29 protein-coding genes, 1 other RNA gene, 2 pseudogenes and 2 other annotated features are annotated in these 15,167 nt (G+C 36.6%); of the genes and pseudogenes, 7 read left to right on the top strand and 25 right to left on the bottom strand.

Translation table 11 applies throughout. The annotated features are described in order from the left end of the window. Window positions 1–9: 9 nt before the first annotated feature. Both cgeD and cgeC read right to left on the bottom strand, forming a co-directional pair. Complete coding sequence (gene cgeD / locus BSU_19760; protein ID NP_389857.1) at window positions 10–1,290, bottom strand: putative glycosyltransferase involved in maturation of the outermost layer of the spore; 1,281 nt, start codon at window positions 1,288–1,290, stop codon at window positions 10–12. 64 nt (window positions 1,291–1,354) lie between these two features. Further along, on the bottom strand, window positions 1,355–1,660 hold the full coding sequence (gene cgeC, locus BSU_19770; RefSeq protein ID NP_389858.1) for a protein involved in maturation of the outermost layer of the spore: 306 nt from the start codon (window positions 1,658–1,660) through the stop codon (window positions 1,355–1,357). A 204-nt stretch (window positions 1,661–1,864) separates the two neighbouring features. Here cgeC and cgeA point away from each other — a divergent pair, with 204 nt between their 5' ends. Continuing rightward, entirely contained in the window at window positions 1,865–2,266 is a 402-nt protein-coding gene (gene cgeA, locus BSU_19780) for a spore outermost layer component (protein ID NP_389859.1), read from the top strand. Window positions 2,267–2,272: 6 nt separating this feature from the next. After that, window positions 2,273–3,226 carry a protein involved in maturation of the outermost layer of the spore gene (cgeB, locus tag BSU_19790; RefSeq protein NP_389860.2) on the top strand — a complete coding sequence of 318 codons (954 nt, stop codon included), beginning with the start codon at window positions 2,273–2,275 and terminating at the stop codon, window positions 3,224–3,226. Between the two features lie 70 nt (window positions 3,227–3,296). Here cgeB and phyC read toward each other — a convergent pair whose 3' ends face one another. Then, window positions 3,297–4,445, bottom strand: a complete 1,149-nt coding sequence (phyC, locus tag BSU_19800; protein ID NP_389861.1) for a phytase — start codon at window positions 4,443–4,445, stop codon at window positions 3,297–3,299. A gap of 369 nt (window positions 4,446–4,814) precedes the next feature. Next, window positions 4,815–5,234 (top strand) — a sequence feature (Evidence 5: Unknown function; PubMedId : 28535266; Product type cp: cell process). Here phyC and spsMn point away from each other — a divergent pair. Then, window positions 4,815–5,234, top strand: a pseudogene (gene spsMn / locus BSU_19810). It overlaps the preceding feature by 420 nt. A gap of 40 nt (window positions 5,235–5,274) precedes the next feature. On the opposite strand, the gene sprB reads toward spsMn, so the two are convergent. Beyond that, window positions 5,275–5,451, bottom strand: coding sequence for a recombination directionality factor; phage SPbeta (gene sprB, locus BSU_19820; RefSeq protein ID NP_389863.1), 177 nt, complete (start codon window positions 5,449–5,451; stop codon window positions 5,275–5,277). 2 nt (window positions 5,452–5,453) lie between these two features. Then, the gene (yotM, locus tag BSU_19830) at window positions 5,454–6,041 is read right to left on the bottom strand and encodes a hypothetical protein; phage SPbeta (RefSeq protein ID NP_389864.1); all 588 of its coding nucleotides are present in this window, start codon (window positions 6,039–6,041) and stop codon (window positions 5,454–5,456) included. A gap of 74 nt (window positions 6,042–6,115) precedes the next feature. Here yotM and yotL point away from each other — a divergent pair, with 74 nt between their 5' ends. Further along, window positions 6,116–6,358 (top strand): putative transcriptional regulator; phage SPbeta, encoded by a 243-nt coding sequence (yotL, locus tag BSU_19840; protein NP_389865.1) that lies wholly within the window; start codon window positions 6,116–6,118, stop codon window positions 6,356–6,358. Window position 6,359: 1 nt separating this feature from the next. On the opposite strand, the gene yotK is transcribed toward yotL, so the two are convergent. The 7 genes from yotK to yotE form a co-directional block, all read right to left on the bottom strand. After that, on the bottom strand, window positions 6,360–6,545 hold the full coding sequence (gene yotK / locus BSU_19850) for a putative nucleic acid binding protein; phage SPbeta (RefSeq protein NP_389866.1): 186 nt from the start codon (window positions 6,543–6,545) through the stop codon (window positions 6,360–6,362). 83 nt (window positions 6,546–6,628) lie between these two features. Then, on the bottom strand, window positions 6,629–6,841 hold the full coding sequence (gene yotJ / locus BSU_19860) for a hypothetical protein; phage SPbeta (protein NP_389867.1): 213 nt from the start codon (window positions 6,839–6,841) through the stop codon (window positions 6,629–6,631). A gap of 65 nt (window positions 6,842–6,906) precedes the next feature. Continuing rightward, window positions 6,907–7,269 (bottom strand): conserved hypothetical protein; phage SPbeta, encoded by a 363-nt coding sequence (yotI, locus tag BSU_19870; RefSeq protein ID NP_389868.1) that lies wholly within the window; start codon window positions 7,267–7,269, stop codon window positions 6,907–6,909. Continuing rightward, a complete protein-coding gene (gene yotH / locus BSU_19880; RefSeq protein NP_389869.1) occupies window positions 7,266–7,439 on the bottom strand; it encodes a putative sensor or permease; phage SPbeta in 174 nt (57 codons plus the stop codon). The genes yotI and yotH overlap by 4 nt, the downstream gene beginning before the upstream one ends. 15 nt (window positions 7,440–7,454) lie before the next feature. Further along, window positions 7,455–7,772, bottom strand: a complete 318-nt coding sequence (gene yotG, locus BSU_19890) for a hypothetical protein; phage SPbeta (RefSeq protein NP_389870.1) — start codon at window positions 7,770–7,772, stop codon at window positions 7,455–7,457. A gap of 12 nt (window positions 7,773–7,784) precedes the next feature. Next, entirely contained in the window at window positions 7,785–7,862 is a 78-nt protein-coding gene (gene yotF, locus BSU_19900; protein ID NP_389871.1) for a hypothetical protein; phage SPbeta, read from the bottom strand. A 31-nt stretch (window positions 7,863–7,893) separates the two neighbouring features. Further along, window positions 7,894–8,040, bottom strand: a complete 147-nt coding sequence (gene yotE / locus BSU_19910; RefSeq protein NP_389872.1) for a hypothetical protein; phage SPbeta — start codon at window positions 8,038–8,040, stop codon at window positions 7,894–7,896. Here yotE and BSU_19915 point away from each other — a divergent pair. After that, window positions 7,970–8,161, top strand: a complete 192-nt coding sequence (locus BSU_19915) for a hypothetical protein (RefSeq protein YP_009513967.1) — start codon at window positions 7,970–7,972, stop codon at window positions 8,159–8,161. The genes yotE and BSU_19915 overlap by 71 nt on opposite strands. Here the strand turns inward: BSU_19915 and yotD are convergent. From yotD to yotB, 3 genes are read right to left on the bottom strand one after another with little or no spacing between them, the layout of a single operon-like run. Beyond that, complete coding sequence (gene yotD, locus BSU_19920; RefSeq protein ID NP_389873.1) at window positions 8,076–8,207, bottom strand: conserved protein with rubredoxin fold; phage SPbeta; 132 nt, start codon at window positions 8,205–8,207, stop codon at window positions 8,076–8,078. The genes BSU_19915 and yotD overlap by 86 nt on opposite strands. 39 nt (window positions 8,208–8,246) lie before the next feature. Further along, window positions 8,247–8,438 carry a hypothetical protein; phage SPbeta gene (gene yotC, locus BSU_19930; RefSeq protein ID NP_389874.1) on the bottom strand — a complete coding sequence of 64 codons (192 nt, stop codon included), beginning with the start codon at window positions 8,436–8,438 and terminating at the stop codon, window positions 8,247–8,249. Between the two features lie 43 nt (window positions 8,439–8,481). Further along, window positions 8,482–9,309, bottom strand: coding sequence for a putative metallo-dependent hydrolase; phage SPbeta (gene yotB / locus BSU_19940; RefSeq protein ID NP_389875.1), 828 nt, complete (start codon window positions 9,307–9,309; stop codon window positions 8,482–8,484). A gap of 118 nt (window positions 9,310–9,427) precedes the next feature. On the opposite strand from yotB, the gene sspC reads away from it, so the two are divergent. Beyond that, a complete protein-coding gene (gene sspC / locus BSU_19950; RefSeq protein ID NP_389876.1) occupies window positions 9,428–9,646 on the top strand; it encodes a small acid-soluble spore protein (alpha/beta-type SASP); SPbeta phage protein in 219 nt (72 codons plus the stop codon). Between the two features lie 299 nt (window positions 9,647–9,945). On the opposite strand, the gene yosX is transcribed toward sspC, so the two are convergent. The 4 genes from yosX to yojW all read right to left on the bottom strand — a co-directional run bounded on the left by yosX (window position 9,946) and on the right by yojW (window position 11,476). After that, window positions 9,946–10,299 carry a conserved hypothetical protein; phage SPbeta gene (gene yosX, locus BSU_19970; protein ID NP_389878.1) on the bottom strand — a complete coding sequence of 118 codons (354 nt, stop codon included), beginning with the start codon at window positions 10,297–10,299 and terminating at the stop codon, window positions 9,946–9,948. A gap of 230 nt (window positions 10,300–10,529) precedes the next feature. Further along, window positions 10,530–10,871: a conserved hypothetical protein; phage SPbeta gene (gene yosW, locus BSU_19980; RefSeq protein ID NP_389879.1), complete on the bottom strand. Its 342-nt coding sequence runs from the start codon at window positions 10,869–10,871 to the stop codon at window positions 10,530–10,532. Between the two features lie 146 nt (window positions 10,872–11,017). After that, a complete protein-coding gene (yosV, locus tag BSU_19990) occupies window positions 11,018–11,308 on the bottom strand; it encodes a conserved hypothetical protein; phage SPbeta (protein ID NP_389880.1) in 291 nt (96 codons plus the stop codon). Further along, entirely contained in the window at window positions 11,309–11,476 is a 168-nt protein-coding gene (gene yojW / locus BSU_19999) for a hypothetical protein (protein YP_003097747.1), read from the bottom strand. Between the two features lie 151 nt (window positions 11,477–11,627). Between yojW and yosU the strand changes: the two genes are divergently transcribed. After that, on the top strand, window positions 11,628–11,873 hold the full coding sequence (yosU, locus tag BSU_20000) for a hypothetical protein (RefSeq protein ID NP_389881.1): 246 nt from the start codon (window positions 11,628–11,630) through the stop codon (window positions 11,871–11,873). Between the two features lie 39 nt (window positions 11,874–11,912). Here yosU and yosT read toward each other — a convergent pair whose 3' ends face one another. Beyond that, window positions 11,913–12,362, bottom strand: a complete 450-nt coding sequence (gene yosT, locus BSU_20010) for a putative transcription modulator; phage SPbeta (RefSeq protein ID NP_389882.1) — start codon at window positions 12,360–12,362, stop codon at window positions 11,913–11,915. Window positions 12,363–12,456: 94 nt separating this feature from the next. Next, a complete protein-coding gene (gene dutB / locus BSU_20020; RefSeq protein ID NP_389883.1) occupies window positions 12,457–12,885 on the bottom strand; it encodes an SPbeta phage deoxyuridine 5'-triphosphate nucleotidohydrolase in 429 nt (142 codons plus the stop codon). Between the two features lie 45 nt (window positions 12,886–12,930). Next, window positions 12,931–13,173, bottom strand: a sequence feature (Evidence 3: Putative function from multiple computational evidences; PubMedId: 15937154, 16885274, 17395719; Product type h: extrachromosomal origin). Beyond that, window positions 12,931–13,173 (bottom strand): annotated as a pseudogene (yosR, locus tag BSU_20030). (Overlaps the previous feature by 243 nt.) Beyond that, a protein-coding gene (nrdFB, locus tag BSU_20040; RefSeq protein NP_389886.2) for a phage SPbeta ribonucleoside diphosphate reductase occupies window positions 13,170–14,967 on the bottom strand; the annotation gives its coding sequence in 2 pieces (window positions 13,170–13,577 and window positions 14,386–14,967; 990 coding nt in all). Before nrdFB ends, yosR begins: the two are co-directional and overlap by 4 nt. After that, window positions 13,579–14,383: intron of subunit F of phage SPbeta ribonucleotide reductase containing CDS for homing endonuclease (gene srdFi, locus BSU_misc_RNA_76), an RNA gene on the bottom strand. The genes nrdFB and srdFi overlap by 805 nt, the downstream gene beginning before the upstream one ends. Then, window positions 13,754–14,275 (bottom strand): SPbeta phage endodeoxyribonuclease (homing endonuclease, responsible for intron mobility), encoded by a 522-nt coding sequence (gene yosQ, locus BSU_20050; RefSeq protein ID NP_389885.1) that lies wholly within the window; start codon window positions 14,273–14,275, stop codon window positions 13,754–13,756. The genes nrdFB and yosQ overlap by 522 nt, the downstream gene beginning before the upstream one ends. The genes srdFi and yosQ overlap by 522 nt, the downstream gene beginning before the upstream one ends. Window positions 14,968–15,167 lie beyond the last annotated feature (200 nt).

Here is a 15,167-nt window from a genome sequence, read left to right on the forward strand (position 1 = left end):
CCTATACCTTTACTCTGTTGCAATATTCAATTTCTTTATAATCTCATCGTACACCGGATAAAACGGCTTTCCAATTGGAAATTGCTGAATATTTCGGAAAGAAGCGGAGATTGGCTTCTGATGTAAAAAAAACTTCCTTGTTACTTGTTCACTAATCGGGTGAAAGACGCCGTTTAGAAACAAAAACGGCTCGCGTTCGATGAAAAACAGACGTCGGCCAGGCGGATTTTTGATCAATTCAGATCGTTTCCACGTAATCGGCGGCCCTTCCGGAAGCGTCTCCATCTCTTCTTTTCCAATTGTCACTATGTCTTTTCTTTGAAATTGATAAAATTGAAACGCATACTGGTCCACAATTCGCCTTTTTTTTCCGGCTTCGATATAAAATATTGCAGGATGGTCAGCTTCCTTTACTAAAATATAATTCGGAATGTTTAAAATTTTGCCAATCCTATATTGGAATAAATATGGGTCTGGAACAGCGACAGTCCGATTTAGATACAAAAAACCCCACTTTTCTCCAACAGGATGCCTTACACCCTGATCAAAAAAATACACATTTTGATCTGAACCTTTTACAAAAGAGCCGTCAATCAAATCGGCGGGCAGAAACCGATATGCATTTTGAAATGAATCTGGGGTTTTATAGGTTGTGTCTAATACTTCATTTATCGGCAGAAATGGGGTAAAGTTGTTGAGTCTCGCCCAAAAAATTGCGTCGCCATGATTCCAATGCTTCATATCATCATCCCAGTAGCCTCCAAATTTATGGTGAATGAGATTAAGTAACGAACGGCGATGCATAACTGAGCAATGATCAACTTGAAAAGCGGCCTGATCAAGCACTGCATTGGCATTTCTGTAGAAATGTGAGATTTCCTCTCCCCTTTCGTTTACATGTACAACTTTTTGTTTTGAATAGACCGCCTGCGCTTCAGGCTTATGTGAAAACTCTTGCACCATACGGCTCAGCCGCTCAGGATGATAAACAGTGTCGTCAGTAAGATAGGAAATGTAATCGCCGTCTGCAAATGGGAGCGCACTGTTAATTAATGTGGCATAACGGGCTGTTTTTAATCGATCTGCAGGATGCACGAAACTGTTATGATATTGAATGCGCCGGTCATGGAGATACTTGTGAATCACCGCAGTTGTTTCTGCATTCGAATGATCATCCATGATAAAAAGCTCCCAAAGATCATGCGTTTGCTGTATCACGCTTTCGATCGCTTTTTGCAAATAATCGGGTTTGTTGTAACTTGTTAAAATAATAGACACTTTCTCTCCCATCTATACCGCCTCCCGCCGTCAAACATAAAAACGGCTCCGCAGCAAGCAGAGCCTCTGTCATCATTTAAAAAGCACCCCAGCTTACAACACTTGAGAGTGAAACATGAGATCTCGTGTTATTTAACGGGTTTTGGAAAATAACCAAATCAGTCAGAACTTCTTTTACGATGACATTTTGAAGTGTATCTCCGTTGATCAAATTGACTTTTGAAACCGGTACGCCCAGCTCTTTTGCAAAAACAAGCTGGCGTCTGAGGTCAGATGGATTTCCTTCAGAAGACGATTGACGTATCAGCAGAATCAGCAAAAGCAAAATAAAATGCAGATCATCTTGGTTTTCTTCTCGATCCACTTGTTTCTCTAAATCCAAATCATCCCTCTCCCTTATCCTTATCTCTGTTTCACAATATGTGCGACTTCGATTTATGGTATAGGCTATGTCCACTCCATTAAAAAATCAGCATTTTCCTTAAATAGATGAAAAATAGATCAGGTACGGCGTTCGACTCATACCAAATAACAGCCGGAAGAATATGAATAACGTGAGTTCACTATCGAATAGGAGGTGTGTGTAATGAGCTCTGAAAATGCACAGTTAAAAAAGGATTTAATTAAAGCCGTTTTAAGCCCTTTATTTCCAACTGCAACAGAAGGAGGAGAAAATATGGATAGTAATCTTAAAGCCTTGCTTGATGCTGCCATCGATCAAAAAGTAGATGAAAGTGAAACGGTTACGGCAGAATCTATTTTAGACCCTTCTCTTCCGGCAAGATGGATTTTTGCCAGAATTACGCCAGGCACTACAATCAGCATTGTGACTGATTCAGGTGACATGATCGGACCGGTTGTTTTCGTTGCTTTCGATCAGGTTCACGGGATCGTATTTGTAACACAGGAAAGCTCCGTCACTCCGGCAGGCCAAGCTACAACATTAATTGATGTAGACAAAGTAGAAAGCGTTACGTTCTTTTCATAACATCCGATGAAAGTCTTGTATATCCAGTCGGGATACGGAGGAATATACAGTTATTTTGATCGCTGGGCTGAAGAATGTTTTCAGAACACTCATACAGAGTATATGATTGCAGATAAACCTGAAGCAGAATCTTTGATGAAGATCGAAGCGTTTCAGCCGGATTTCACACTTATGATGGTTGGAGACCGCGTTCCTCACGACTGGCTGACCTGGTTAAAGGGTAAGGATATCCCCGTGTATGTTTGGCTGACCGAAGACCCATTTTATATGGATATCAGCCTTCAGGTAATTAAGCTTGCTGACGCCATATTAACGATAGAACAAAATGCAGCTCTCTACTATCAAGAGCTCGGCTACCAGAACGTCTATTATGTTCCGATACCAGTTAACCATCGGCTGTTTAAAAAAATGGGCACCGAACATTCCTATCATTCAAATCTGTTAATCATCGGCTATCCTTACCCTAATCGGGTTCAGCTTATGAAAGAAGCGGTCCATCTGCCATTCACGGTTCGGGTAATCGGCAAGGAATGGGGAAAATATCTGCCTAAAAAAGTGCTCAAACAGCCGCATATTGATGTCGTCAGCACATGGGTTCCACCCGAACAGGCCGTTCATTATTATAATGGGGCAGACATCGTAATTAATGCGCATCGTCCCTATCATTTTGCTTTCAACCAAAATACTATGCGCATCAAAAATGCCAGTTTTAATAACCGAACGTTTGATATCGCTGCATGCGAAGCATTTCAATTAACAGATTTACCCGCGGCGCATCCTTTTTCATCCATTATTTCTTATCACGGCATGAACGACTTTAAGGAAAAAGCCGCTTTCTATATCAACCACCCTGAAGAACGGCAAAAAGCTGCAGCAGCCAATTATAAAGAGACCGTACCCGCATTTACGTTTGATGAGCTTCCTGCAAAACTAAAAGCGATTCATCTGGCGCTTTCTTGAAAAATCGTTCATTGCTATGAACGATTTTTTTATTCATAGAAAAAAGCAGCTGCACAAGCTGCTTTCTATTCTAGCCGTCAGAACGGTCTTTCAGCTTCCTCGGATTTACCTGTTTATGAAGATCAGGCATTTCGCCGAGATGCTGTGCAATTTGTTCCCACGATACAATTTTGAAATTTTGATTGACGGCTTGTCCGTTATCAATATTTTCGCCGTCCTGCGCCACAAAAATCCCGTACGGATATTTTGGGCCAAGTCCGAAACCGAGAACATCAATACCATCCGTGTCACTAGTACCGTCTATCTTCTCGCCATCTGTAATCTCAAAGTTGGCTACATAGCGATTTTTCCCCTGCCGTTCATACATTGCATAGCTGTTATTTCCTTGACTTGAAGCCATGAGATATCCTTTGCCATTTGGTGCATAATAGATTGTCAGTCCTTCAATATCAGCTGTCAAATGATCTCCTGTCGCACGGTCAACAACCTGCCCCTTTGACCCTCCGCCGGGCTCAGCGTTAAATTTCCAGATGGCCTCATCTTCCTCTGCTATGTATAGGTTTCCGTACTCATCATCCGCAACAAGGCCTTCGGTCTGAGAATTCAACTTAAATTCACGCACCTTTTTCCCTGTTACATAACCCTTTCCACCATCAACAATTTCATACTGCTCAAATTCCCCTTGTTTGCCTGTCACTAATGCGTAAAATGCTCCTGTTTTCTGGCTGTGATACAAGCTGAATCCATAAACCTCAGAAATATTGGTGGAAATAGGATGGTTCGGATCTGTAATGCTTTTCAATTTTCCTTTATCCCCGTCTATTGCATATACTTCAATTGTATTTTTTCCTTCGGACCGGTTGGATGCGGCAGCAATATCAATTTTTTCGCCGTTCAATGGAAAATCATAGCGCAGATCGACATTATTGAGCTTGCCAAACTCATAAGAATGAAGCTGTTTTCCGTCTAAATCATACACAACGAGCCCTGACTTCTTATTTGTTGTAATCAACTTGCTTTTTTCCGGGTGTTTTTCATGAACCCAAATGGCCGGGTCATCTGCTGCATCATCGCCAGATGCGACCGGATCTGTCTCCGTGTGTGCAGTCACTTTGAAATGATGTTCCTCATTCACATAATGAGCCGACACCGAGGTTGCTGTCAGGCTAAGCAATAAACCCGCGGCAGTGCTTAGCAGCATTGTTTTTGGAACCTTCATTTGGTACCCTCCTCTTTTATCACTAACACTACTATTGTAAAATATATACAGGTGATTACCGTGAGGAAAATGAACCTTTTTTTATAGGGTTTCTGACTCATAAACAACTTATTCCCCAAAGAGGTGGTGAGATGACTTTGCCAGATTTACTTTTGCGGAGCGAAATAAAAATATGTTGAATATTTAGTACATTATTTATTTAGTTTTGTTTTTCCCTAGTTACGTCCGTTTTTCCATTTTCTATTAAAAAAGAACACTTTGTGACATGATCATTCCCCTAAATTTTGTTTTATTGGTTGCTTTCATTAATTCGATTACAAAGTTGAACATATGATGCATGGTAGAGAAACGAGAGTTGGAGGATAAGCCATGCCTAAACAGCAAACAGCAGAACTAAAACCATTTTTCCATAACAAAACAGTTTTAGTCACTGGCGGAACGGGTTCAATCGGGAGTCAAATTGTCAAACGCCTTTTGATGCTTACACCTAAACAGGTGATTGTATTCAGCAAAGACGACAGTAAACAGTATGTCATGAGCCAAAAGTATGCGGAGGATAAGCGGCTATTATTTGTACTTGGAGATGTACGCGATCACAGAAGGGTGAATCAGGTGATGAAAGGCGTCGATATCGTCTTTCACGCGGCTGCGCTGAAACAGGTTCCGACATGTGAGGACCATCCATTTGAAGCGATCCAGACCAATCTCATCGGCGGACAAAATGTGGTGGAAGCTGCCCTTTCACACCGAGTGCAGCATGTCATTAATATCAGTACAGATAAAGCTGTATATTAAGATACTTACTACATATCTAACGAAAAAAAGAAGCTTACTCTGCCTTCCTTTCCAGAGCAGCTTCTAATAAATGTTGAGCAAATTGTTTATAAAACTCATCTAAGTCATTACTTGCTTCATCCTGAGTTATATATCGAATACTGTAATTTTCTTTCTGGACTACCTTTATTGTTTTTTTCTTTAATTCCTCATAACGTTGGTAAGGTTCCAAGGCTACACCCCCGTTTTCACAGGAGTATTATATGTATGTAATGGTTTGTCTCTTGACTGTTCTTTCTTAATTAGTTCCCCGCAAAGCTTGTTTAAATAATATGTATAATTCACTTTCTTTTTCATCGAGCGCACTTCAGTACCGATTTCTTCACAAATCGCAATCGGGATACTGGCTTTGTTTACTTTATTCTTATATGTATGTTTCAACTGTTTTTCAGCTATGTTCTTATATGTAAGGAAATCATTAATATGTACGAAATAAACTTTGTTTTCCGGCTCTCTAAATTGAAACAGAAAACCAGGGATTATGTTTGGGTATTGTGTTGCTTCCCTTAAATATTTAATCTGCTGCGGCTTTATGATTTTCTCGCTGAAGGAAATGGACTTGCTTTTTGTCGACTTAAGCTCAAAGGGGAACAAGTACCCCTTAAAGAACAGAAAGCAATCATATTTGTTTTTTGATACTGCTGCCCCTCTTTTCAAGAACATTGGGTTAACATCTTTAATCCGGTAAAAGAATAACTTTTGATCTGCTGCAGATTTTTCAATGTTCGCTTCAAAAACTTTCCCTTGATTGTTTGCTCCCAATCAATCACTCTCCTAATCTATATTGAAGGTAAATTATGTATGTGCTAAAATCGTTGCTGAAAGAGGTGTGCATAGTGAAAAAACAATGGAAACCAGTTGATTCAAGACTCAATGAGCTCATGCATGAATATAGCGTTTCAATTGAAGATCTTGTTGAATGTACTGGATTATCAAAACAACGTATTAATGATTATGTAGGTGGTTTTAAATCAAATATGAATATTGGAACAGCAATGACATTTGCTGATGCCATAGGTTGCTCTATAGAAGAGCTTTATGTATGGAACTTTAAAGAGCGCAGACAATTAACCAAATAACTTATAATATGGTTCCCTTTTTGACCCACCTTATTTCCTGCATTAATTCCTCATTATTGTCAGCCAAGTTAATTAAGTTACGATGTGCTCTTTGCAAATCTTTTTCTTCAATGGCCTCCTTCACTGTCTTCATTTGTCTATCCATCTTGTTTAACAGTGTTTGAATTGAATGATAAGCCTCGTTAATTTTTCTCGCCTCTTTCCCATATGTGCAATATTTAGTTCATTACTTTTTGCATATTAAACTGTTGTTTGCAATACCCTACTCTTTTAAAAAGAGAAACTAGAGACTTTTTTATTCTTTTTAAGCTGCATTATTAAGCATTTATATTCGTTGTAATCCTCTTCACTATCAAATGCGAACATTGGATATTGTGAATACTCTTTTTGAAAATACTCAATTCGCCCCCCTACCTGGTGTAGTATTGAATACTTTGACATATCCTCTTCATATGGAATTGTAATAACATTTCGATTACACATAATACCTCCACTAATTTTATTTTTATTCTAAATAAAAGACCGATTTTATCCTGTTCCTATTTACATTAATCTAGATAAACAACTTCTTTTACAATTGGAAATGGACTACTGATTCTCTCACTTAAATGCAAAACTATTTCAGTTACGTCTTTTGATGTTGCCACGTGGACTGCCTTTGTAATTTTAAAATTGAATTCATTTTCAATTAAGAGACGTTTACCTTCGGAAAATATATCTATTGAACTAACCGCAAAATCACACTTTCCATTTATTCGATACGGATTAAAGCATTTCACAAAATAACATTTATTTAATTCCTTACTGTCTGATAAAACAATGTCAAATTCCACATCCCAAACAAACGTGTTAATCTTAGAATGATAAACTAAATCATGGGTAGCTCCTGTATCTTTAAAAATTTCAATCATTGAAATAATCCTCCCCAAATCACTCCTGCTGCAATAGCAGCTATAAAGACAGAAACAAATTTCATTAAAATGAAAAACTTAATATGCTTTGTTTCGTTCTCAGTTAAGTCAAAATCTGATAAAGCGAATAAACCAAACACAATTAACAATATCCAGGCTGTAACAATCAGGTATCTTTCCTCCAATCATGTTTTATTGTGGCAGATATTAATATATTCCTTCAGGCTATTAACTGTTGAAATAATACACCCTCGAACCTCTTCAGGATCTTCAAAATCCATTTCATTTTGCAGAACAAATTCATCAAACTCAATCATGGCAAGAAAGCGATCGTCATTGGGTAGCTTATTAAAATCAATATTCTTTAATCTTGGAATACCTTTTTCCTTTATCCATTCAAGGAAGGGATAATCAACATCATTCTTTGCTACTGCGATTTTTAAAAACTCATGAATATCAGAAGAGTTTTCAATATTGAAATAAATCATGAGACTTTCCTTCATAAGATCAAATAATCACAATAAAGTTTTATCAATGTTATTGTCTGATTTAATTTCAAAGTCTATATTAAACCAGGACATTACGTTCTCCATTCAATCCCTCCTTGTACATCTAAACTATTACTCACTTGACTAACCCCCTTAAGCGTTCGACTTCTGCAACTAACCATTCTGCATAACTGATATGAATTTTTATCACCTTGGTTGATCTAAGTCGCCGAGACATTACTTCAACAAATTTTTTAACTTCTTCAAATTCAATCTCTTTCATTGAGTTTATCCCACTAAATGAAATCAACGTCTTAATCAATCAAGTATCTTATTTTTTGGCTTTATATCGATTTCATCACAAGAAGGACATGAAAAATCTGAATTGTCACCTATCCAACTAAAATTGCATTCATTACAAGTCCAATCAATTTGTTCTCTACTGTCCATTATAGCTACACCTCTTTCTTAATAAATTCAACATTTTATCTACTTCCAATTGTAGTTCTCCTTTTCTTTCTCTGAATCACCTATATGCGAAAGAATCCAATTATGATAACCCTCTTCTCCACAATTAGGGCAATCCATTTCAGATATAACCTTTAATGTGTTTATCATAGGATTTTTAGCAAACAAGTGATGATTGCATTTTCTACAAAAAAACACAACTTCATTTTCCATGTCTCCCCTTCCCTTCTGTATAAAATTAGAATTTTAATTAAATCTAAATCTCGAATGTTTTAAGCTCAAACGTTTTATATGAATCTACTTCTTCACCAGGTATCACATTGACACTCGGATAATTATCATAGTCATACGGGTATCCGATACAATTCATGTGAAAGCTCGTTCCATCTTTGTCAAACTCAGCTTGTAAATGATCATGTCCACAAACCCAGTGTTTTGCGTTAATGAACGGGACATCAACCATGTAGCATGTATTAGGCTCAAATGGAGAATAAGGATTGTGAACAGGTGGAACATGTGAGACAAATACATCAACTTGTGTATTTTCAAGCGTTTCATACCAATCCATTGATTCTTTCCACATCGCTCTTACACCATCTACTTTGTTATAACCATTAAGCCAAATGTAATTAGAATCGTTAGATACTCCTTTAAAGAAGTCCCATCCTTCGATTCCTTTTGGAAGGTACCACATTACATCTCCTGCAAAGACTTTTCCTTTGTATGTTTCAGTTGTCTTAATTAATGGTGTTACATTTTTCATGTCAGCAGCTTTTTGAATTAGATCATTCAACCTGCCTAACGAGTCTGAGTATTTCCTTTTTTGGCTCTTGCTAAGTAAATAAAGATCATGATTACCATATGTAAAGTAAACCTTCTCGTATTGCTTTGCTGCCTCATCTAAAACCCATAAAGTTTGTTGATTCCATTCAGTAAAATCGCCGGCAATGACCAATACCTCCCCATTACCGTTTGAGATTAACCTATTTACAATTTCTCTTGTTCGCTTCTCCCACTTAATCTGATTTACATTCCAAGGAATCCAATGATTTATATGGAGATCTGAAACATAATCAATTTTCATTTTGTCTCCACCTTTCTTAATGAAAAATTTATTTCTTTGGCGTGTATAAATTAAAATAATCTCTCCATAATATGATTCAAACAAGCTTGTTTTCATTACACTTTAGGAGATGAATAAGATGGCTCAACAAAGTAGATCAAGATCAAACAACAATAATGATTTACTAATTCCTCAAGCAGCTTCAGCTATTGAACAAATGAAACTTGAAATAGCTTCTGAGTTTGGTGTTCAATTAGGCGCTGAGACTACATCTCGTGCAAACGGTTCAGTTGGTGGAGAAATCACTAAACGTTTAGTTCGCTTAGCTCAACAAAACATGGGCGGTCAATTTCATTAATTTATGAGGGGGATAATTCCCCTCTCTTTTTTAAGTCTTCTCTAAATCCATACAGAACTAATGGTATTGTTTCCACCTCTTTTTATGTCACTAACTACTATTATTAAGCTCCTCGACTTGCACTGTGTAATGTCTGTACCATTTTATTGCCTCCTTTGATTAGCCACTCTATAAATTGCGTTCTCTTCATTTAGAATATATCCAGCGCTCCGTCACAATAAGAACATTTGCCACTACCCTCTTCACATGTACACATATATTTGTCACCTCCAATTTCGCTACCGTCAACTGACAACTCCTCAGATATCATTTAATTGTTGTTTCAGCTCAAAGAATTCATCATGAAGAAATTTAAATTTATCCTTATTTACGTATGCTTTGTCATCATTAAGATCAAAGAGATCTAAGTACTTTCTTTTATTTCTTTTAATAATTCGTAAAGCAATAGTGGCACTTACCCACTCTTCACCTTCCAATTGGGTTAAGACTTCACTTAGCTCGAATAACAATTCAAGCTTAGCTTTGTTTTGCTGTGTTTCGAGTTTTAACAGATCCCTTTGTTTTTCAAGTAAAGTTGTTTCAATTTGGTATTTCTTTTTCTCTAAGGCTGTTATCTGTTCGTTGGTGTTATGTATTTTGTCTCCTACTTCCAATGAATCACCTCCTTAAAGTTTGAATAAAATATTAGTTTTAAAAAATGTATATTTTTTGTTTTTGTATATTAGATAAAAAAACTGTCATTTCATCATCTTCTATTATTATATTATACATATTATTTGTATTTGTCTATAGTTATTTTATTTTCATTCTTAAATCCATTTACTTAGCCCTGACAAATGCTAAAAGGGCTTGAGCCGTATAATGAGTGCAGCTAAACACAATTTCACATTATATGAAAAATAATACTCAAAGCAAAGATAAGGTTCCCAAAGACATAAGCCAAATAAATATACCTACTATGGCTCACTGTTTCGCCCTCCAACACGTCTAAAACCTTAAACATGCTTAGGACTGTGTATATAACTGAAAATGCTGTCCAACAGAGTATAAGGATATTTTCATGCATAATTAAACCGTTATATGCCAAGGGGATGATTAAAGAACTCCCCTTAAGCAAAGTAAACAGGTAAATTAAATTCTTATTTCGTTTCGCATCTTCTGGAGTTGAATTATCAAGCACACTCTTTACTTTTATATACGTATTGCTTTCCCCTCGCATAATCAACCTGACCTCATTAATGTTTAATACAATTAGATAAGCTGATAGAAATAAAGTTACATATGTTATAGTAAACATCTCCTAATTTTATATTTGTGTTGGGTTGGCTTTTACTCACCCTCAAACTCTATACCGTTAATATTTGCTTTTATTCAAATAGCTCCCCCTTTAAAATCATTCACTTGATCAGCAATGTTTTCTTTAATTGTATGTGGCAACTGATCAATCCCTTTTATAATCCGTTTCTGACCAGTTTTCCTAATTTTTGTAGTCATCTCTTTAAAACACTCTAAAGCAGTATCTGAGATTTCATCATATAGCCCCTGAATTTTCACTAATACACTTAAATATTCTTCGTCACCTTCTTCAAATAGCGACAACCCTTCTTCAAGTTTGTTGATCTTTTCAACACTCTTTATTATTTTATTTTTATCCTTAAACAATTAATCCCCCACCCAGTTTTGGTCATGCATCTTCATGAAGTTAGCTGCTGCCTTCTTGTATCTCAGGTCTTTCTCGTACTCAGCAACTTGTCTCATATGTTCAATAAATTCATCTTCAAGTCCTTGTAACTGAAGAAACCCAAAGCAAAGACCGTTCCTATAAAGCATGTCGTCATATTTCGCTTGTAAATCTCTTTCTTTGCTGTTAATAATCTCTTCCTCCTTAAATATTAGATAAAAGTATTCTTTTATTCGGAAATATTTCCAACAAAAATCTTTTATGGTAAATTAAAAACAATGTATTTAAAGGAGTGTTAATTTGCGAAAAATATTAAAAATCGTTAGCTTACTGATTCTATTGTTATTATTGGTTTATTCTTTCTTCAGTCCTAATTCACAATTATTTGTGTTCGTTCAGCTAATCATAATTGCATTTTTGATTGGTTTTGGAATTAACTGTTTTGTTAAAAAAGAACGATACCAAGGTACTCTATACTTCGTAATTGCAATATGCAACATTACCATTAATCTTGATAAAATAAACGAGTTAATTCAGAGCATTTAACTTATACATATATAGGAGGTGGGAAATTACCCACCTTCTTTATTGGATAGGAACTAATACTTCACATAAGTGATTATCAATCATTTGTGAAGTATATCTCTCTATAATTGGTTCTCCTCTCATAGTTAGACTATTTTTTTCTATTTCAGAGAAAATATTGCCCCAAAATTCACTTACTGCCTCTTTTGTATGGTCAAGCAAGAAAACAGCGTATTTCCCTCCAGGTAACTTACCAACTTGAGCTGGTTGCAGCACATTAAAATCTTCATTTAATACAACACCAACATCATAACGGCATTCCTCTTTAGGAGTAATACTTGGATCATCTTGTGGAATTCCTAAAATTACAGAGTTATGAAATACACCATTCAACTGTGCCCACTTTTTAAAAGATTCCATTAGTTCTTTGTTTTGCTTACCACCATACTCTCCAACGTTTCGGAAATAAGCAATCCTTAATTCAGGTAATTCTTCAATAGTTATTTTCATATTTTAATCCCCTTTCCTAGAAAAAGGTAATATGATTAAAAATGTTTTTCAAGATGACTTTTAAAATAATCTATATTTCAAATACAAAATCCAATTACTTCGTTCCAGTTGATCCGTGCCCACCTCGGTCACCGTTGCCTAGACGGTCTACCTCGATCAAGTCAACTGCCGGCATCTTCTTCATAATTCTGAACTGGCAGATTCGATCCCCTTTCTTAATCTTTGTGTCACGTAACGCATAAGCAGGAAAGAACCAAAAATCGTTGTCACCCTTATAAGACTCATCGATAACACCCATTGAGTTTGTTTGAATCACACCAAAGTTCTTATACGTACTCGAACGAGGAACGACATGTGCTTCGTAACCTTCAGGCAATTCCATGGCCACTCCCAATGGAACAAGTTTAAATTCATCTTTTTTGATCGCTACATCTTCAGCTGCACGAAGATCAATCCAATCACCTTGCTCCATTTTGTTAATTCTTGTTTGTGTTTCATCTAAGTATTTGATTTTAATTTGCATTATGTATTAGCTCCTTTTAATTCAAGTTTGTTTAAAATTACCCTTTTATCGTAATTCCTTTAGTAACTCATCAAGTTCATTAGGCTTAAAACCAACACTTCGGTTTACTTCTTCTCCCTGATCACTCAGCAGAATGGTTACCGGTACTCCCATGACACCAAATCTTGCTGCTACTTCTGGTTCCTGTGTAACGTCAACAGTCTCAAATTGAATATTTACTTGTTCTAAGTAATTGGACACCATTTTACATGGATTGCAATTAGGCTGCTCTAATTTAATTAATCTCATTGAATACATCCTTTCTCGGTAAAAATGAAATCTGAATCCTTTAAAGGCTCCACTGTTGCTTTTTTGTATCCATTCCCTTTAGTTGAAAAGAAGTCATGGGATTTAGTCTTAGTGTTCAAACCATTGATAACAATTGGATTAACATCCTCTTCTTCAAACCAATGATCAAAGCCCAGATTGTTTAAAGCTTTATTTGCGTTGTATCTGATGAATTTCTTTACATCTGGAGCTAATCCAACCTGATCATAGACATCTTCTGTATACTCCAATTCATTTTCGTAAAGTTCCTGCAGTAAGTTTAAAGCCCATGCGTACAGTTCTTTTTGCTTCTGTGGCGTTTGCTTCTTATAAATCTCTTGAGCTAACAATCCTACATATACGCCATGTATCGCTTCGTCTCTAATACCCTTAGTTCAACCGAGTTCGCTACTTTCGGTTCGTTGCTCTGTCGCAACCGCCTTACGTTACCGTAAGGAGCAGACTATATCATCATCCCTGTAGGATGCCTCCCGTTTCGATTTAAGGGGTTCTCACCCACGCCAATAGCTTGCGCCCTACTCGTTTTGCGGAATTTCGCCGCCTATGCGATAGTCGTTGAACGTTCTATGCGATCCCATAAAGTCTTCCATCTTCTTTTATGTCGAATTAGACTAACGTAACGAGGATGAAGGCTGTATTTTTCACCAGCTTCAACATTGTTCATTCCAGCAATCAAATCATAGATTAAATTTGTTGCCTCCATATTAGTGAGCTTTGACATTGAATTACTTTCTCCAGGTTGTCCTGACATTAATCCAATTTTCATTGCATGTAGAGTATTTTCTTTAGGTGTAACTATTTCTAAGTTCCGAACGTGGTTGTTTAGTTTATTTCCATCTATGTGGTTTACAAACATTCCTTTTGGTATATCATAAATAAAATATTTTGCGACTAACCTATGTACTAAATAGTTCTGTGTTCCTTTTTTCGGATGCGTGTATCCTATCATTTCATAGCCATGTGGAGTAATAAATGTCTTTCTTGGTTTCTTTAATTTTTTTGATATGATAACTCCCGTTTCCGTTATCCACCAAGGTGCTTCTTCGACTTCTTTCCTTATCATTTTCACCTCCTTTGGGTTCGCATAGCTTCGCTGCTGATTGTCCTAATAAGGATTTTCCAGCAATTAGAGAGGTTCACATTTGCCGTTGCCGACAAAAGGGACTATTAAATAATCAGGTTAATGATCTCTCCACTTTGCATTAACTTTCCTTGTCCATAAAAATAAAGTGGGTAATAAAACCCTGAGTAGAAAAGAAAACTCTCCAGGAACACAGATGCAACCATTCCTTTAAATAAAGAAATTTCATCGTTTTTCTTGATTGTTTTATAGACTGAAACAATTGTTCTAGCTTTCTTTTGAAGAAACCTATTGTTTTTCACCCATTCAAAGACTTCATTGATCTGCTCGGTTGGAGCCAATGTTAGAAAGATGTTGCTGTAAGACTTTGCATGAACAGCATTTTCCATCATGGCCATGAAATTTAAAACTGCCTTTCTTTGATGTCCATCTACGTGTTCAGCCACGATCGGCATCCCCGTATTCCCCTGCTCTGTATCAAGAAGCGTAAGTCCGGCCAGTACCTTCATATAAGTGTCCTGCTCATTTTTTCCGAGGTACTTCCATGTGAGGAGATCGCCGTTTAAAGCAATCTCTTCCGGAAGCCAGAACTGTTTCACGTTTTGGTTATAGAACATTTGGGTAAAATCGTCTTCATGCTTTGACCAGTTTGCTGCGTCATAAATTTTTGTCAATTAATCATGTCCTTTCAATTGAAATATTTTTTTCCGAAAAAAATGCAGTGAATTTAAAAGCTGAATTGACAGACTCCTATATTACTGTCAAACATTCGAAAGGAATGAAAGACAGTGAATTTTTTAGATAACCTTATATCTTTGTTAGAGAGTACAGTCATTTCAACTGGATGGTTGTGTGATAGGCTTTTATCATGTTT

The sequence above is a fragment of the Bacillus subtilis subsp. subtilis str. 168 genome (genome assembly GCF_000009045.1).
In the GTDB taxonomy this organism is placed as follows: domain Bacteria; phylum Bacillota; class Bacilli; order Bacillales; family Bacillaceae; genus Bacillus; species Bacillus subtilis.

Bases quoted from the DNA above. Each gene is read 5' to 3' on its own strand.
- cgeD (NP_389857.1), bottom strand. From the start codon at position 1,290: ATGGGAGAGAAAGTGTCTATTATTTTAACAAGTTACAACAAACCCGAT.
- cgeA (NP_389859.1), top strand. From the start codon at position 1,865: ATGAGCTCTGAAAATGCACAGTTAAAAAAGGATTTAATTAAAGCCGTT.
- cgeB (NP_389860.2), top strand. From the start codon at position 2,273: ATGAAAGTCTTGTATATCCAGTCGGGATACGGAGGAATATACAGTTAT.
- phyC (NP_389861.1), bottom strand. From the start codon at position 4,445: ATGAAGGTTCCAAAAACAATGCTGCTAAGCACTGCCGCGGGTTTATTG.
- yotJ (NP_389867.1), bottom strand. From the start codon at position 6,841: ATGTGTAATCGAAATGTTATTACAATTCCATATGAAGAGGATATGTCA.
- yotI (NP_389868.1), bottom strand. From the start codon at position 7,269: ATGATTGAAATTTTTAAAGATACAGGAGCTACCCATGATTTAGTTTAT.
- yotG (NP_389870.1), bottom strand. From the start codon at position 7,772: ATGAAGGAAAGTCTCATGATTTATTTCAATATTGAAAACTCTTCTGAT.
- yotF (NP_389871.1), bottom strand. From the start codon at position 7,862: ATGGAGAACGTAATGTCCTGGTTTAATATAGACTTTGAAATTAAATCA.
- yotE (NP_389872.1), bottom strand. From the start codon at position 8,040: ATGAAAGAGATTGAATTTGAAGAAGTTAAAAAATTTGTTGAAGTAATG.
- yotD (NP_389873.1), bottom strand. From the start codon at position 8,207: ATGGACAGTAGAGAACAAATTGATTGGACTTGTAATGAATGCAATTTT.
- yotC (NP_389874.1), bottom strand. From the start codon at position 8,438: ATGGAAAATGAAGTTGTGTTTTTTTGTAGAAAATGCAATCATCACTTG.
- yotB (NP_389875.1), bottom strand. From the start codon at position 9,309: ATGAAAATTGATTATGTTTCAGATCTCCATATAAATCATTGGATTCCT.
- sspC (NP_389876.1), top strand. From the start codon at position 9,428: ATGGCTCAACAAAGTAGATCAAGATCAAACAACAATAATGATTTACTA.
- yojW (YP_003097747.1), bottom strand. From the start codon at position 11,476: ATGCTTTATAGGAACGGTCTTTGCTTTGGGTTTCTTCAGTTACAAGGA.
- yosT (NP_389882.1), bottom strand. From the start codon at position 12,362: ATGAAAATAACTATTGAAGAATTACCTGAATTAAGGATTGCTTATTTC.
- dutB (NP_389883.1), bottom strand. From the start codon at position 12,885: ATGCAAATTAAAATCAAATACTTAGATGAAACACAAACAAGAATTAAC.
- yosQ (NP_389885.1), bottom strand. From the start codon at position 14,275: ATGATAAGGAAAGAAGTCGAAGAAGCACCTTGGTGGATAACGGAAACG.